At 72.8% G+C, this 16,098-nt stretch carries 9 protein-coding genes and 1 pseudogene; 4 read left to right on the plus strand and 6 right to left on the minus strand.

The genetic code is table 11. The annotated features are described in order from the left end of the window. Positions 1-374 precede the first annotated feature (374 nt). The 3 genes from prfB to OCT49_RS11985 form a co-directional block, all read right to left on the minus strand. Positions 375-1,481 (minus strand): peptide chain release factor 2, encoded by a 1,107-nt coding sequence (gene prfB / locus OCT49_RS11975; protein WP_283851863.1) that lies wholly within the window; start codon positions 1,479-1,481, stop codon positions 375-377. A 137-nt stretch (positions 1,482-1,618) separates the two neighbouring features. Continuing rightward, positions 1,619-2,854, minus strand: a complete 1,236-nt coding sequence (locus tag OCT49_RS11980) for a serine/threonine-protein kinase (RefSeq protein ID WP_283851864.1) — start codon at positions 2,852-2,854, stop codon at positions 1,619-1,621. Positions 2,855-3,034: 180 nt separating this feature from the next. Beyond that, positions 3,035-4,708 (minus strand): serine/threonine-protein kinase, encoded by a 1,674-nt coding sequence (locus OCT49_RS11985; RefSeq protein ID WP_283851865.1) that lies wholly within the window; start codon positions 4,706-4,708, stop codon positions 3,035-3,037. Positions 4,709-5,208: 500 nt separating this feature from the next. Here OCT49_RS11985 and OCT49_RS11990 point away from each other — a divergent pair. The 4 genes and pseudogenes from OCT49_RS11990 (at position 5,209) to OCT49_RS12005 (ending at position 12,707) form a co-directional block, all read left to right on the plus strand. After that, positions 5,209-8,890 (plus strand): annotated as a pseudogene (locus tag OCT49_RS11990) (FHA domain-containing protein). Positions 8,891-9,032: 142 nt separating this feature from the next. Next, the gene (locus OCT49_RS11995) at positions 9,033-10,388 is read left to right on the plus strand and encodes an ABC transporter substrate-binding protein (protein ID WP_283851866.1); all 1,356 of its coding nucleotides are present in this window, start codon (positions 9,033-9,035) and stop codon (positions 10,386-10,388) included. Positions 10,389-10,392: 4 nt separating this feature from the next. Next, positions 10,393-11,790, plus strand: a complete 1,398-nt coding sequence (locus OCT49_RS12000) for a carbohydrate ABC transporter permease (protein ID WP_283851867.1) — start codon at positions 10,393-10,395, stop codon at positions 11,788-11,790. Then, a complete protein-coding gene (locus tag OCT49_RS12005) occupies positions 11,787-12,707 on the plus strand; it encodes a carbohydrate ABC transporter permease (RefSeq protein ID WP_283851868.1) in 921 nt (306 codons plus the stop codon). The genes OCT49_RS12000 and OCT49_RS12005 overlap by 4 nt, the downstream gene beginning before the upstream one ends. A gap of 75 nt (positions 12,708-12,782) precedes the next feature. Here OCT49_RS12005 and OCT49_RS12010 read toward each other — a convergent pair whose 3' ends face one another. The 3 genes from OCT49_RS12010 to OCT49_RS12020 form a co-directional block, all read right to left on the minus strand. Continuing rightward, entirely contained in the window at positions 12,783-13,148 is a 366-nt protein-coding gene (locus OCT49_RS12010) for a DMT family transporter (RefSeq protein ID WP_283851869.1), read from the minus strand. A 73-nt stretch (positions 13,149-13,221) separates the two neighbouring features. Then, on the minus strand, positions 13,222-14,736 hold the full coding sequence (locus tag OCT49_RS12015) for a bifunctional glycosyltransferase/class I SAM-dependent methyltransferase (protein WP_283851870.1): 1,515 nt from the start codon (positions 14,734-14,736) through the stop codon (positions 13,222-13,224). After that, the gene (locus OCT49_RS12020; protein ID WP_283851871.1) at positions 14,733-16,007 is read right to left on the minus strand and encodes a glycosyltransferase family protein; all 1,275 of its coding nucleotides are present in this window, start codon (positions 16,005-16,007) and stop codon (positions 14,733-14,735) included. Before OCT49_RS12020 ends, OCT49_RS12015 begins: the two co-directional genes overlap by 4 nt. Between the last annotated feature and the right edge of the window lie 91 nt (positions 16,008-16,098).

Raw genomic sequence — 16,098 nt, forward strand, 5'->3', positions numbered from 1 at the left:
AGTGGAGCAGCCATATGCGGGGCGATGGCTCGGCGGGGTTTGCTCCGAACGCCGGCCCACGTAGCGCCGTGGCCAAGCCGCCCGCCCCCGTTCACACCCGTCCCAGACATACGCATGCTGCCCTAGCACCCTGTCCAGAGTTAAGGACTACGTCAAGGCCGTTCCATGCAATCTGGACCGTTTTGCCCGCAGTTGATCCTCATTCAGCATCACGACTGTGACGCACCCGCCACGGCACCCCCGCGAGCGGAACCCCAACTCCCCTTCGGGAGCGGCCCCGCGTCCGGCCCGACGGAAACGGCGGTGCCGGAACCCCGTGGGGGTTCCGGCACCGCCGTGAACCGTTCGGACGCGGGCCTCCGGGGCCCGTCCGGCTACTTCTCGCGCTGCTTGCGCCAGCGGATGCCCGCTTCGAGGAAGCCGTCGATCTCGCCGTTGAAGACCGCCTCGGGGTTGCCGATCTCGAACTCCGTGCGCAGGTCCTTGACCATCTGGTACGGGTGCAGGACGTACGACCGCATCTGGTTGCCCCAGGAGTTGCCGCCGTCGCCCTTGAGGGCGTCCATCTTGGCCTGCTCCTCCTGGCGGCGGCGCTCGAGGAGCTTCGCCTGGAGGACGTTCATCGCGGACGCCTTGTTCTGGATCTGCGAGCGCTCGTTCTGGCAGGAGACGACGATGCCGGTCGGGAGGTGGGTCAGGCGGACCGCGGAGTCCGTGGTGTTGACGCCCTGGCCGCCGGGGCCCGAGGAGCGGTACACGTCGACGCGCAGCTCGGACTCGTCAATCTCGATGTGGTCGGTCTGCTCGACCACCGGCAGCACCTCGACGCCCGCGAAGGACGTCTGGCGGCGGCCCTGGTTGTCGAAGGGCGAGATCCGGACGAGCCGGTGCGTGCCCTGCTCGACGGAGAGCGTGCCGTAGGCGTACGGGGCCTGGACGGCGAAGGTGGTCGACTTGATGCCGGCCTCCTCCGCGTACGACGTCTCGTAGACCTCGGTCTTGTAGCCGCGCTGCTCGGCCCAGCGCAGGTACATGCGCTGGAGCTTCTCGGCGAAGTCTGCGGCGTCCACGCCACCGGCCTCGGCCCTGATGTTGACCAGGGCCTCGCGCGAGTCGTACTCGCCGGACAGGAGGGTACGGACCTCCATCTCGTCCAGCGCCTTGCGGACGGACTCCAGCTCCGCCTCGGCCTCGGACAGGGCGTCGGCGTCGCCCTCGTCCTGCGCGAGCTCGAAGAGGACTTCGAGATCGTCGATCCGGCCGCGGAGCGCCTCGGTCTTGCGGACCTCGGCCTGGAGGTGCGAAAGCTTGCTGGTGATCTTCTGCGCCGCCTCCGGGTCGTCCCAGAGGGAGGGCGCTGCCGCCTGCTCCTCGAGCGCGGCGATGTCCGCCCTCAGCGCATCCAGGTCCAGGACGGCCTCGATCGACGCCATGGTCGAGGAGAGGGACTTCAGCTCTTCGGAAATATCGACGACTGCCACGGGTCCAGCGTAACGGCTGTCGGCGCGGACGTTCCTCGGACCGCATGATCACCGCCCCGCGGAGGGGTCCGCGGGGCTCTCACGGGCCGGGCGACGGCCGGGTTCCCGGGGCTGCGGGACCGGGGTCCGGCCAGGGGTCAGGGTTCGGCCGGGGCCGATTTCTCCGTCTCCTGCGGGGGCGCGCCCCCGTCGTCGCCGCCCAGGGCCAGCCAGCCGCCCACCGCCGCCACCAGGACCAGCGCGGCGGCGACCAGGGTCAGCCGGCGCTTGCGGACGGCCGCGGACCGGTTGCGGGCCGAGCCGGGGCGGGGCGTGCCGGGGGAACGGGGGGCGCGGGCCGTGCCGCGGGGGCCGCCGGAGAGTTCGTCGGGGCCCGGCACCCGCATGCTGGTGTGGGTGTCGCGGTTGGAGTCGGCGGAGGAGCCGGGGACCAGCGGGACCGCGCCGCGGCGGCGGGGTTCCTCGGGGGCGGGGGTGTACTGCTGCTCGTCGTACGTCCGGGGTTCCGGTTCCTCGGTGCCCGGTTCGTCGACGTCGAGCGGCGGGATGCCGGCCAGCTGCGGGAGCTGCTCGCGCAGCCGGGCGGCGAGCTCGGAGGCGCGCAGCCGGGAGGCCGGGGCCTTGGCCAGGCACTGGACCAGGAGCTGCCAGAGCTCCTCGGGGATGCCGGGGAGGGGGACGACCGCCTCGGTGACGTGCCGGCGCAGGACCGCGCCGGGGTGTCCGCCGCCGAAGGGCGTGAAGCCGGCGAGGAGTTCGTACAGGACGGTCGCGAGGGCGTAGATGTCGACTGCGGCGCGGGGCGGGAGGCCCTCGACTATCTCGGGGGCGAGGTAGTCCGGCGTACCGATGATCTTGGTGGCCTTGGTGCGGCGCGGGGTGTCGATCAGCTTGGCCACGCCGAAGTCGGTGAGCAGCGCCGGGTGCGAGTTGCCGGGGCCGAGCGGGCCCTCCATGTCGAGCAGGATGTTCTCCGGCTTGACGTCCCGGTGGACGATGCCCGCGGCGTGCGCGGCGGCGAGGCCGTCGGCGACGTCCGCGATGATCGCCACGGCCGCCTCGGGGGCGAGCCGGCGGTCGCGGTCCAGCCGGGTGCGCAGGTCGGTGCCGCGCACGAGGTCCATGACCAGGGCCAGGTCGTTGCCGTCCACCACGAGGTCGCGGACGGCGACCACGTGCGGGTGGTCCAGCCCGAGCAGGGCGGTGCGCTCCTGGACGAAGCGGCCCACGAGCTCCTGGTCGGACGCGAGGTCCTCGCGGAGCAGTTTGATGGCCACCGGGCCCTCGGGCCCGTCGCCGAGCCACACCGTGCCGGCGCTGCCGCGCCCCAGGATCTGGTGGGCGGTGTACCGGCTGCCGATATTCCGTGCCAAGACTGCTCCCTCAGCGGCTGGCGATGGACCGTCACTCATGACCCCCGGTCGACAAAGTTACGCGTCGATCGGGGTGTTGGGTGCCCGGGTCGGTGCCAAGCCTCACTTCTGCGGGCGATATGCGGGGAAACCGGCCCGCAGAAGTCGATATAGCTACAGATTCGATGGTGCGCCGACGGCTCAGGGGGTGCTGGTGCCGCTGTCGCCGCCACCCAGCTCCGAGATCCAGTCGGTGACGGTGGAGATCGTGTCGGTGATCGCCTTCCAGTAGCTCTTGCCCTCGCCGATCCAGTCCTGCAGCGGGGTCAGCTCCCAGATCAGCCAGCCCGCGACGAAGAGCAGGATCAGGGTGAACAGGCAGCCCTTGAGGCAGCCGAGGCCGGGGATCCGCATCGGGTTGGCGCTGCGCTGCCGCGGCTCGCGGGGCGGCCGGGGGGCCGGCTGCTGGGGCTGCGGCTGCTGGGGCTGGGGTTGCGGCTGCTGCGGGGGCGCGTACTGCTGCGGGGGCGGGGGCTGCGGCTGGTACTGCTGCCGCTGCTGGGGGTACTGCTGCGGCTGCTGGTACTGCTGATGCTGCGGCGGCGGTTGCTGCTGCCGGCGCTGGGGCTGCCGTTGGGGCTGGGGCTGGGGCTGCGGTTGCCGCTGGGGGCGGCGGCGCAGCGGGTCCTCGCTCGGGTCGAGGTACTGGACCTGGGTCTGCTCGTTGCGGTCGCGGGCCGCCCGGAGCTGGGACTGCCAGGGGTGCGGGTCCTCGGGCTGCGGCGGACCGTCCGGCCGGGGCGGCACCGGCGGCAGGACCGAGGTCGGGTCGGCGTGCCCGTCGCCCCGGCCGGAGGTCTGCGGCAGGACGCTGGTGGCGGTGGCGGGGTCGTACGGGCCCGCGTTGCTCGGCAGCACCTGCGTGGGGTCCGCGGCGCCGGGGGCGTCCGGGACGGGTGCGGGTGCCGGGTCGGGGGCGAGGAGGGCGCCCACGCCGTCGGCCGCCGCGATCTGGGCGGAACTGGCGTGCACGCCGATGCCCTCGGCGACGACGCGCAGGCCGCGGGCCAGGTTCTCGGCGCTGGGGCGGCGCTCGGGCTCCTTGCTCAGGCAGCGCTCTATCACCGTCCACAGGGGCTGCGGGACGGTGCTGGGGCGGCGGGGCTCCTCGCTGAGGTGCCGGTGCAGCACTTCGAGGGCGGTGCCGCCGGCGAACGGCGGACGGCCGGTGACCAGCTCGTACAGCAGGATGCCCGCGCCGTAGATGTCGACGGCGGAGGTCTGCGGGCGGCCCTCGGCCGACTCGGGCGCCACGTAGGCGGGCGTGCCGACGAACTCGTGGGTCCGGGTGAGGCCCGGGGAGTCGGCCAGGCGGGCGATGCCGAAGTCGGTGAGCATCGGGCGCATCCCGCCGCCGCTCTCGTCCAGCAGCACGTTGGCGGGCTTCAGGTCGCGGTGGACCACGCCGTCCGCGTGGCTGGCGGCGAGGGCGTCCGCGATCTGCGCGGTGAGCAGCGCGGCGGCGACCGGGGTGAGCGGGCCGTTCTCGCGGAGGTAGCGGTGCAGGTCGGGACCGTCGATCAGGTCCATGACGAGGGCGAGGAGATCGCCCTCGACGACCAGGTCGCGGGTGCGCACGATGTTCTCGTGGGTGAGCCGGAGCAGCACGGAGCGCTCACGCAGGAACCGCATCACGACGTCGGCGTCGTTGGCGAGTTCCTCCTTCAGGACCTTGATCGCGACGGTCTCGCCGGGCTGACCGGCGACGGCCGCCTCGGCACCTGCGGTCTCCCGCTGGCGGGCACGCCAGACGGTGCCCGTGGCGCCGCGTCCCAGCGGCTCCTCCAGGAGGTACTTGCTGCCTACCGGCCGCACGTCATGCGCTCCCTGCAGATTCGTGGTGCTTGCGGTGCTCCCGGTTCCGCCCGGGAGTTCCGGCCCACTCTAGTGGGGTGACCGGTGGGGCCAGGAAGCTCCGTCCGGTTGCTTTCGCCGTCCTGTCCGGCCGTTGGCCGGATGCCGTCCCGAGGAGACACCGGCCGGTTTCGGAACAAGACGCGCGCTCCGGGCGAATGGTTGCCGCACACGCGTACGACGAATCGTGCCGGGCGTCCCTCCGGAACGGTTCCGTTCTCGTGGCGGGGTGCCAAGCGGGCACTTATGGGCGCACAGCCGACGTTTCAAGATCACTTCGCGGTGGCCCCCGGGCGTGTTGTCGGTGGCAGGTGCGAGGATGCCTCCAGCACGGAACTGTGGGGACGGGGGTCCCGCGGCACGTGACGAACCTGTACGGACGACGCGTCCGTGTCGGGTGGGGGGAATCACAGGGCGTTTCCCCTGCCCGGCGCCCCGCGCAGAAGGGACCGCCGACGGCGATGCAGATCCGGCTGACCGTCCTCGCGCCGCGCAGCGGCCAGACCCCGGCGCGCGCGTGCGACGTGCTGGTCACCGCCCCGCCCGGGACGGCGCTGGCCACCGTGGCGTCCAACCTGGCCGCGGCCGTCCTCGGCCCCGACGGCTCGCTCGGCGGCGGCGCGGTGGTGCTGTTCGCCGGGCGCGAGCGGCTCGACGCGCAGCGGTGCGCGCTGGGCGAACCCCCGCTGGTGGACGGGGCGGTGCTCTCGCTCCAGGTCCCGGGCGAGGACGAGGCGGTGGACGACGCCGTCCCGGCCCGGCTGCACGTGGTCGCCGGGCCCGACGCGGGCGGGGTCCACCTGCTGCACGGCGGCCGGATCCGGATCGGCCGCTCCGTCGACGCGGACGTGCCGCTCGACGACCCCGACGTGTCCCGGCTGCACTGCGCGGTGACGGTCTCCGCCGACGGCCGGGTCTCGGTGGCGGACCTCGGCTCCACCAACGGCACCCTGCTCGACGGCGCGGAGGTCCACGACCGCCCCGTCCGGCTGAAGCCCGGCGCGCTGCTGCGGCTCGGCGAGTCCACGCTCCGGCTGGCCCCCGGCGCGCCCGGTCCGGCGCTGCCCACGGCGCCGGACGGCGAGGGCCACCTGCGGGTCTCCGGCACGGCGTCCGGCGCCGGGTCCGACGGGGGCACGGCGCGCGCCACGACTACGCCCCGGCCGCCCCCGACGCGCCCGCGCCCCACGCGGCGTCCGGTGCGGAGCACGGCCGCGGGAGCGACGGGGACGGCCCGCGCCGGTCCGCCACGCCTCCCGGCCCCCTCCCGGAGGGAGGAACCGGCGGCGGGACCGGCGGTGGGACGAACGGCGGGACGGCCCGGCGGGGCGGGATAGGCGCCTGGGCCCGCCGCCTCGCGGGCAACCGGGGCGGGCCCGTGCACGAGGCGACGCCCGACGGGGCCGGTGCCGCCGGACCGGCCTTCCCCGACCCGGCCGCGGCGGCGTCGGGGGCCGACGGGCGGAGCACCTGGCCCGACCCCGCGGACGTGCTGCTGACCGCGCTCGGCCCCGGCCCCCGGCTGTGGGAGCGCGGCCCCGACCACCCCGAGGCGCTGGTGGTGCGGCTGGGGACGACCGACCGGGCCGAGCTGCCCGCCGTGCCGGTCACGGTGGGACTGCGGGAGGCGGGCTCGCTCGGGCTCGCGGGACCGCGGACCCGGCTGGCCGGCCTCGCCCGTTCGGTGGTGGCGCAGCTCGCCGCGCTGCACTCCCCCACCGACCTGGAGATCGTGCTGATCAGCACCGACCGCGCCCGGGGCGCGGAGGAGCGCAGGCGCGAGTGGGCCTGGCTCGGCTGGCTGCCCCATCTGCGGCCGATGCACGGCCAGGACTGCCGGCTGCTCCTCGCGTACGACCGCGAGCAGGCCACCGCCCGTACGACGGAACTGGTGCGCCGGCTGGACGACGGGCCGCTCGGGCCCGGCTGGGCGAGCCTGGACCGGGGCACGGTCGCCGAGGCCGCCGAGCGGTACACCGGGCCGTACACGGTGGTGGTCGTCGACGGCGATCCCGGCTCGGCGGCGCTGCGCGAGACCACCGCCCGGCTGGCCGCCGCCGGGTCCGCGGCGGGCATCCATCTGATCTGTCTGGCCGAGACCCCGTCGGCCACGCCCACCTCGCCGGTCGCGGCGACGTACGAGGCCGCCTGCCACGCCTCGATCGCGTTCCGCGAGTGCGGGGCGGTGGCGATGCTGAGCGGTGACGTGGCGACGGCCCTGCGGCTGCTGCGGACGGCGGACGGCCGGGCGGCGGGCCGGGGCACGGTCGCCGCGGTGGACGCGGTGTCGGCGCACTGGGCCGAGCGGTTCGGCCGGGCGCTGGCCCCGTTGCGCGCGGAGGGGCGGCGGGCCACGGCCGGCCCGCGGCGGCGCTGCCGACGACCGCCCGGCTGCTGGACGAGCTGGGCCTGGCCCGCGCCACCCCGGCCTCCCTGATGGCCCGCTGGGCCTCCACGGCCGACGACCAGCCCGGCGCCGCGGGCCGCCGGCCGGGCGGTGACGCGGACGTCCGCGGTTCGGGCCGTACGGCGTACCCGCGCGTGGGCGCCCAGCGCACGGGCGGCACGCCGGGGTCCGACGGCCACGTCCCGGGCCCGGCCCGCACCCCGTACCCCGGCAGCGAGAGCGCCACCCACATCGGCACCCCGGGCCACGCCCTCGTGCCGGACGACGCCACCCCCTTCCCCGGCTCCGGGCGCACCCCGTACCCCGGCAGCGCGACGCATCACGTCCCGGTCCCCGACAACACCCCCGGTTCGGGCCGCACCCCGTACCCGGGCGGCTCCGCGCCGCGCACGGCGAGTCAGCGGCAGGGGCCCCCGGCCGCCCGCACGGTGCCCGGGTCCGGGACCGGCTCCTGGGCCGCCGGCGGTGGCGCCCGGGGCGACGACACCGGCGAGGCCCGGGGAACCGGACCCCGCCCCGCAGGGTCCGGCTCGAACCGGGTCAGCGGGCCGCGCGGCGGCGATACGCCCCGGATCGCCGCACGGGATGCAGGAACCGGAAGTGCAGGAACCGGAAGCGCCGCGGCCGCCCGGATCGCCGTCGACGCGGACGCCGGCACTCCTGCCCCCGCGGCGGAGGGCGCCGCCGTCCCCGTGACCGTGGGGCGGCCCGTGGTGGTGCTCGGGGCCGGGCCCCGGGGTCCGGTCGGCGTGGACCTGGCTCAGGAGGGCCCCCATCTGCTGATCGAGGGTCCGGCCGGCAGCGGACGCACCGAGCTGCTGCGGGCCGTCGCCGCCTCGCTGGCCGCCGCCGCCCGGCCCGACCTGCTGGGCATCCTGCTGGTCGACGGCGCCGGTGGCGAGCGGGGCGAGAGCCTGAGCCCGTGCAACGAGCTCCCCCACGCCTTCATGCACCTGGTGGCCAACGACCCGGTGCGGATGCGGGAGTTCGCCCAGGCCCTGGGCGGCGAGCTGAAGCGGCGCGCCGAGTTGCTGGGGCCGTACGACTTCGCCGAGTGGCACCGGCGGCACGAGGTGGCGCAGCACCTGGTCGGGCAGCGTTCGCCGACCGCCGCCGAGCAGCGCGGCGATCTGGAGTCCCCGATGAGCGGGACGCTCCGGCTGCGCCCCGCCGCCCGGTCCGCCGCCGCCCGGCCCGGGCCTCCTCCGCTGCCCCGGCTCGTCGTCCTGGTCGACGACTTCGACGCTCTGGTCGCCCCGGCGCTCGGCAGCCTCGGGCGGCCCGCGGCGGGGTCGGTCGTGCGGGCCCTGGAGGCCGTGGCGCGGGAGGGCGGCCGGCTCGGCGTCCACCTGGTCGCGACGTCCGCCCGCCCGGACCGCACCCAGGACACGGACCTGGCCGACGGGGCCCGGCTGCGCATCGTGCTGGACGCGCCCGTCGTGCCGCCGTCGCCGGACGAACCGGCGCCCGGCCGCGGCAGGCTGGGGCATCCGGACGGCCGGGTGACCCCGTTCCAGGGCGGCCGGGTGACCGGTCGCATACCCCGTACGGCGACGTTGCGTCCCACCGTCGTCCCGCTGGAGTGGGAACGGATGGGTGATCCGCCGACCCGGCGTCCGGTGCGCGAACTGGGCAACGGGCCGACGGACCTGGCGCTGTTGGCCAGTGCCCTGGAGCGGGCGGCGCGCTCGGTGGGCGCCGAGCCGATGGAACCGCTCGGCCCCGTTCCCTCCTGATCCGAGCCGCATCCGGAGAATTGACTGACATTACGTCACGAGCCCATCACGATCAAGGAGTTGGCACCAGGAGCGGTATTGCGGCGCCCGCCCGCCCGGCGTAGGACTGTGCGCACACATCGATGTGAGAGACGGGGAAGCAATGCGCACAACCCATCGGATCGGCAGGGCGGCCATGGTGTTCACCGCCATCGGCGCGCTGGCCCTCACGGGCTGCAGCGACGACGGCGGCAAGGACGAACCGGACAAGGCCTCCGGGAACGAGACGAGCCCGTCCGTCACGCTGCCGAAGCTGAACGGCGAGAAGCTCTCGGTCGCGGCGGTCTGGACCGGCGCCGAACAGGCCAACTTCGTCAAGGTGCTGAAGGAGTTCGAGAAGCGCACGGGGGCGACGGTCACCTTCGTCCCGGCGCAGGACCCCATCGTCAACTTCCTCGGTACGAAGATCGCGGGAGGTCAGCCGCCGGACGTGGCGATGATCCCGCAGGTCGGGGCGATCAAGCAGGCCGCCGAGAAGAAGTGGGCCAAGCCGGTCGGCCCCGAGGCCAAGGAACAGCTCGCCAAGAACTACTCGAAGGTCTGGCAGGACCTCGGCGCGGTGGACGGCACCCAGTACGGCGTCTACTTCAAGGCCGCCAACAAGTCCCTGATCTGGTACAACACCAAGGCGTTCGACAACGCGGGCGCCAGTGAGCCGAAGACCTGGAAGGAATTCCTGGCGACGGCCGAGACGGTGTCCGCCTCGGGCGTCACCCCGGTCTCGGTCGGCGGCGCGGACGGCTGGACCCTCACCGACTGGTTCGAGAACATCTACCTCTCCCAGGCCGGTCCGGAGAAGTACGACCAGCTGGCGCAGCACAAGATCAAGTGGACGGACGGGTCCGTCAAGGACGCGCTGACCACGCTCGCGCAGCTCTTCGGCAAGCCGTCGCTGATCGCGGGCGGTGCCGACGGCGCGCTGCAGACGGAGTTCCCGGCGTCGGTCACCCAGACCTTCACCGGCGGTGACACGCCCAAGGCCGCGATGGTCTTCGAGGGCGACTTCGTGGGCGTCAACATCGCGCAGACGAAGGCCAAGATCGGTACCGACGCCAAGGTGTTCCCGTTCCCGGCGGTCGGCCCCGAGTCCCCCGTCGTGACCGGTGGCGACGCCGCGGTGGCGCTGAAGGACGGCAAGGGCGCCCAGGCCCTGCTGACCTGGCTGGCCTCGGCCGACGCCGCGAAGATCATGGCCGAGCAGGGCGGGTTCATCTCGCCGAACAAGTCCCTGGACGCCGCCGCGTACCCGAACGAGGTGCAGCGCACGATGGCGAAGGCGCTGATCACGGCCGGTGACTCCGTCCGGTTCGACATGTCCGACCAGGCCCCGCAGTCGTTCGGCGGGACGCCCGGCAAGGGCGAGTGGAAGATCCTCCAGGACTTCCTGAAGAACCCGAAGGACATCGCGGGGACCCAGGCGAAGCTGGAGTCCGACGCGGCCAAGGCGTACAAGAGCTGACCCGATGACGACATCCGCAGCGGGGGGCGCCGACGCGGCGTCCCCCGCCGACAAGCATCCGTCCCCGGCGACCTCCCCCCACAGGTCGCTCGGCAGACCGGACCGCAGCCGCAGGAGCGTGACCGGCACCCGCCGGCTCATAGCGGGGCTCTTCCTGGCGCCCGCGCTGGTCCTGCTGGGCGCGCTCGTGGTCTACCCGATCGCCTACTCCGTCTACCGGTCGTTCTTCGACCAGGCGGGCACGGGCTTCGCCGGACTCGACAACTACAAGGCACTGTTCACCGACGACACCATCCGCACGGCGGTCAAGAACAACGCGGTCTGGGTGGTGTTCGCGCCGACGGTCGCCACGGCCCTCGGGCTGATCTTCGCGGTGCTGACCGAACGCATCCGCTGGGGCACGGCGTTCAAGCTGGTCGTCTTCATGCCGATGGCGATCTCCATGCTCGCGGCGGGCATCATCTTCCGGCTGGTGTACGACCAGGCGCCGGAGCGCGGGGTCGCCAACGCCGTGTGGGTGGGCGTGCACGACACGTTCTCCGAGTCGGCGGGCTACCCGAAGGCACATCCACTGCCCGTCCACCCCCTCAGGGCGGGAGGTGGCGGCTCGTTCGTCACGAAGACCACGGTGCGGGCCGGGCAGCCGGTCCAGCTGCCACTGGTCGGTGTGGCGCCGACGAAGATGCCCTCGGACGCGGAGCCGGCGAAGGCCGCCGTCGCGGACGACGGGAAGATCACCGGTACCGCGTGGCTGGACTTCACCCGGGGCGGCGGCGGCAAGCCCAACGTCATCGATCCCAAGGAGCTGGGGCTCCGGGGCATCGAGGTCGAGGCGGTCAAGGGCGGCAAGGTGGTCGCCACGGCGAAGGCCGGGGCGGACGGCACGTTCACCCTGCCCGCCTCCGCCGACGGCGCCGAACTACGGTTGCCCGCCTCGAACTTCAGGGAGCCGTACAACGGGGTCGAATGGCTCGGCCCGACGCTCGTGACCCCGGGGATCATCGGTTCCTACGTCTGGATGTGGGCCGGGTTCGCGATGGTGCTGATCGCGGCGGGGCTCGCGGGGCTGCCGCGGGAACTCCTCGAAGCGGCCCGGGTGGACGGCGCGAACGAGTGGCAGGTGTTCCGCCGGATCACGGTGCCGATGCTCGCGCCCGTGCTCGTGGTGGTGCTGGTGACGTTGATGATCAACGTGCTGAAGGTCTTCGACCTGGTCTTCATCATCGCGCCGGGCTCCTCGCAGGACGACGCGAACGTGCTGGCGCTCCAGCTCTACCGGTCCTCGTTCGGCACGGACGCCGACCTCGGGATCGGCAGCGCCATCGCCGTACTCCTGCTGCTGCTGGTACTCCCGGTGATGTACGTCAACATCCGCCGGATCAGGAAGGAGGGGCGCCGATGACGACGTCGACCACGACCTCGGCCGCGGCCACGGGCACGACGGCCGGGGACGGGCCGGTGAGGGCCCGGCGGCCCCTCGGCTCGCGGCTGGCCGCCCGCGCCGGCGGGGGCCTGATGCGGGTCTTCCTGGTGCTGGTGGCCCTGTTCTGGCTGATGCCGACCGTCGGGCTGCTGCTGTCCTCGCTGCGCGGCTCGGACGAGATAGCGTCGACCGGCTGGTGGAAGGTCTTCACGGCCCCCTCCCAGCTGACCTTCGACAACTACTCCCGGCTGCTCGAGAACTCGACCATTACCAACTCCCTCCTCAGCACCATCATGATCACCGTCCCGGCGACCGTCCTGGTCGTCGTGATCGGTTCGCTGGCCGGATACGCCTTCGCCTGGATGGACTTCCCCGGCCGCGACTGGTGGTTCCTGGTGGTCGTGGGGCTGTTGGTGGTCCCGGTGCAGGTCGCCCTCGTCCCGGTCTCCAAGCTCTTCGGGGCGGTCGGGATCTTCGAGACGACCCTGGGCGTGATCCTCTTCCACACGGCCTTCGGGCTGCCCTTCGCGATCTTCCTGCTGCGGAACTTCTTCGCGGAGATCCCGAGGGAGCTGCTGGAAGCGGCCCGGCTCGACGGGGCGGGCGAGATCCGGCTCTTCACCCGGGTCGTGATGCCGCTGGGCGGACCGGCGATCGCCTCGCTGGGGATCTTCCAGTTCCTCTGGGTGTGGAACGACATGCTGGTCGCGCTGATCTTCGCGGACTCCGACTCGCCGCCGATCACCGTGGCCCTCCAGCAGCAGGTCAGACAGTTCGGCAACAACATCGACGTGCTGGCGCCCGGCGCCTTCGTGTCGATGGTGATCCCGCTGGTGGTCTTCTTCGCCTTCCAGCGCCAGTTCGTCTCCGGCGTGATGGCGGGCGCGGTGAAGTAGCCGCTCCCGCCCGGCCGAACGGGCACGGGAAGAACCGGACGGGCCCGGCAACGGGCCCGTCCGGCGTTTCCGGCGCTACTGGCCCACCATCACGGTGATGAGGCCGATGACCACCAGAAACGATCCGCCCCAGGTCCACATCGAGGTCCGCTCGTGCAGCACGGTCGCCCCGGCCAGCACGATCAGCAGGTACCCGAGGGCGTTGAACGGGTAGGCGATGGACAGCGGCACCGTGGCCAGGGTGACCATCCAGGCGAGAGCGGACACCCCGAAGACCACCAGCCCGAGGACCACCCAGGGGCTGGTCGCGGCACGCATGGCGAGGGAGCCCTCGTGCCCCGCGGCGGCCGCGGCGCTCCGCATCCCGTGCTTGAGCATGATCTGGCCGCCCGCCGAGGAGAACACGGCGAACAGCAGCAGCATCAGACTGGGCAGGTTCAACGCCTTGCTCCTGACTGCGGTGTCCGGGGGCGGGGACGCCGGGGCGGGGACGCCGGGGCGGGGAACGGTGGCGTCAGACGCCGACCCGGTCGGCCGGGACGTGCTGTCGGTTGAGGATGTCCTGTACATCGACGTGCTCTCCAGCGATGATCGTCTCGGCCGCATGCGGGGTGAGCAGTGCGACGTGCTGATAGCCGAACAGCGTCGGCCGGATGCGGGTGAGCAGCTTCGACGCCCCGCCGAGGACCGCGGGGAGCGGCCCGCCGCCGAGCAGCGCCCAGAACGGGGCCCCGGTGGACGTGACGTCGAGGACGTCGTAGCCCGCGTCCCGGACCGTGCGGCGCAGGCTGGACCGGGTGAAGAAGCGCAGATGCGTTTCGTCGAGGATGCCGCGCCGGTCGTAGCCGAAGACGCCGAACGCGACCCGCAGCCGTGAGTACCAGTGGCTGAAGTTCGGCACGGAGAGCAGCACGTGGCCGCCGGGCCGCAGCACCTCGACGATCTCGGCGAGCACCCGGTCGGGGCGGGAGAGGTGCTCGATGACGTCCCCGGCGACCACGTAGTCGTAGCCGGTGCCGATCTCCAGCGGCAGCCCCTCCTCCAGGTCGGCGAGGTGGAAGCGGGTGCACTTGTCGCGCACGCCGGGGACCTCGACGTAGTCCACGCCCGTCACCTCGTGGCCGAGCGCCTCGAGGCGCTCGGCGAACAGGCCGCCGGAGCAGCCGAGGTCGAGGACCCGGCCGGGCGGGAGGCCGCGCATCCGGTCCAGGATGACGGCGTGCGAGGAGCCGTCGCCCTCCTTGAACGCGTACTCGACGGGCTTGGGAATCCAGCCGCAGGTGCCGAATCCCTTGAGGGCGAGCCGGTATTCGAGGACGTCCTTGACGACGTCCTTCGCGTATTTCATGCCGTTGACGTAGCAGATCTCGTCGCCGTAGTACGTGGGGACCGGGATCTCCTTGATCCGCATTCCCGCGTCGAGCAGCTGGACGATGATCTGGGTGTCGAAGTCGAACGCGTCGGTGTTCCGGTGGATCGGCAGCTTCTTGAGCGCCGCGACGCTGTAGGCACGGTATCCGGAGTGGAATTCGGTGAGCCGCGAGCCGAGGAGGGTGTTCTCCACCCGGGTGAGAATGCGGTTGCCGAGCCATTTGTACATCGGCATGCCGCCCTTGAGGGCCGAGCCGGATTTCATCATGCGCGATCCGAAGACCGCCTCGCATTCGCCGCGTTCGATCGGAGCGACCATTTCGGGCAGGAATTCGGGGGCGTACTGCCCGTCGCCGTGCAGCAGCACGACGATGTCGAGTCCGTGCTCGGCGGCCAGGGCGTATCCGGCCTTCTGGTTCCCGCCGTACCCGAGGTTCTTGGTGTGCCGCATCACCACGGTGCGCGGCATTCCCTCCGACTGCGACCAGCGGCAGCCCGCGGTGAAGGTCGCGTCGTGGCTCGCGTCGTCGAGGATGAGGATCTCGTCGACCTTGGCCCGGAAGTCCTCCGGAATGCGGTCGAGGGTCTTCTCCAGGGTCGTCTCGGCGTTGTACGCGACCACCAGGATGCCGATCCTGGGACTCGGGTTTTCCTTCACGGGGTGTTCTCCTGTCGTGCTCGGCACGCGGTGTGCGGGGTGGGGGCTCGGCACTCGGGGCGGTCAGTTGACGACGGAGTCGGCGGGTCGCGCGGTACGGGGGCCGTGACCGGGACCCGCCCCCCGGGGTTTTCCGGGGGTGGGCCGGGTGGCGCGGCGAGGATCTTGCGGATGCCGACGGCGAGGCAGACGGCGAGGAGGACCCAGCCGGCCTCGCCGAGGTGCAGCACCGTTTCGCTCCAGCGCACGGCGGAGCGGCCCTGGTAGCCGAGGATCGCGGTCAGGCCGAGCAGACAGCCGTACACGGCGCCCTCCCAGAAGCCGATGACGAACAGTCCGGCCGCCGCCCAGGTCAGGTACTGGAGGGCGGAGGCGGTGGAGAGCAGCAGCAGGAGGCCCGTCGTGACGGCGACGACGGCGGGCAGTTGCGCGGGCCGCAGCAGGGCGAGCCAGGCCCCGGCCGCCATGCAGACCAGTACGAAGAGGAAGTGGCCGTCGCCCTCGATGTAGGCGATGGCGGGCTCCGGCAGGCCGAACAGTTCGGCGAACCTGACGAGGCCCCAGAGGCGGTAGCCGCCGCCCGCGTACTCCAGGACGTTCTCCCGGAGGTTCTGCGGCACGGTCATCAGGACCGGCCCCCAGGCCAGGGCGACCAGGGCGGCGAAGCCCGCGCAGAAGCGGACGAGGGCGGGGCGGCCGGCCCGCAGCGCGACGAGGAACAGGGCCGGGAGCACCACCACCGGGATGAACTTGACGCTGATCGAGAGCGCGGCGGCCACCCCGGCGGCCAGCGGGGCCTTCCGGTCCACGAGGAGGTGGGCGGCGGCCAGGGCGAAGGTGATGGCGACCGCGTCGGTGTTGCCGTGGTAGCCGGAGGTGGCGATGAGGACGGGGCTGACGGCCACTCCGATGCCGCAGGCGAGAGCCGCGCCGACGGAGCGGCGGCGGCGCACGATCTCGAAGACGAGGAGTGCGCAGAAGAAATCGGCGATCGACGCGGGCGACCTGATCAGCGTTCCGAAGGGAATGCCGAGTTCTTCGAGTTCGTTCAGCCCGAGGAGCAGCCATCCGGCCAGGGGCGGGTGGTTGTAGACGGGCAGTCCGGGAAGTGGCTGTTCGTAGATCCGAATGGGTCCGTGGCGCACGATCGCCTTTGCGAAACCGTGGAAGATCCGCACGTCCGCCGGGCCCGGCAGATTCGCCGCGATCAGCATTCGGGTGAGGAGCCCCGCGGCCGCGACGACGAGCACGACCGCCCTCGCGCGTCGCACGTCCCAGGTTTCGCATCGAATTCGGATACCCATGAAAACAGAACGTAGCAACAAGAGGACGCGGAGCGACGCATCCATGACCGCACGCGCA

Origin of the sequence: Streptomyces sp. ML-6 (assembly GCF_030116705.1) — a bacterium.
Classification (GTDB): Bacteria; Actinomycetota; Actinomycetes; order Streptomycetales; family Streptomycetaceae; genus Streptomyces.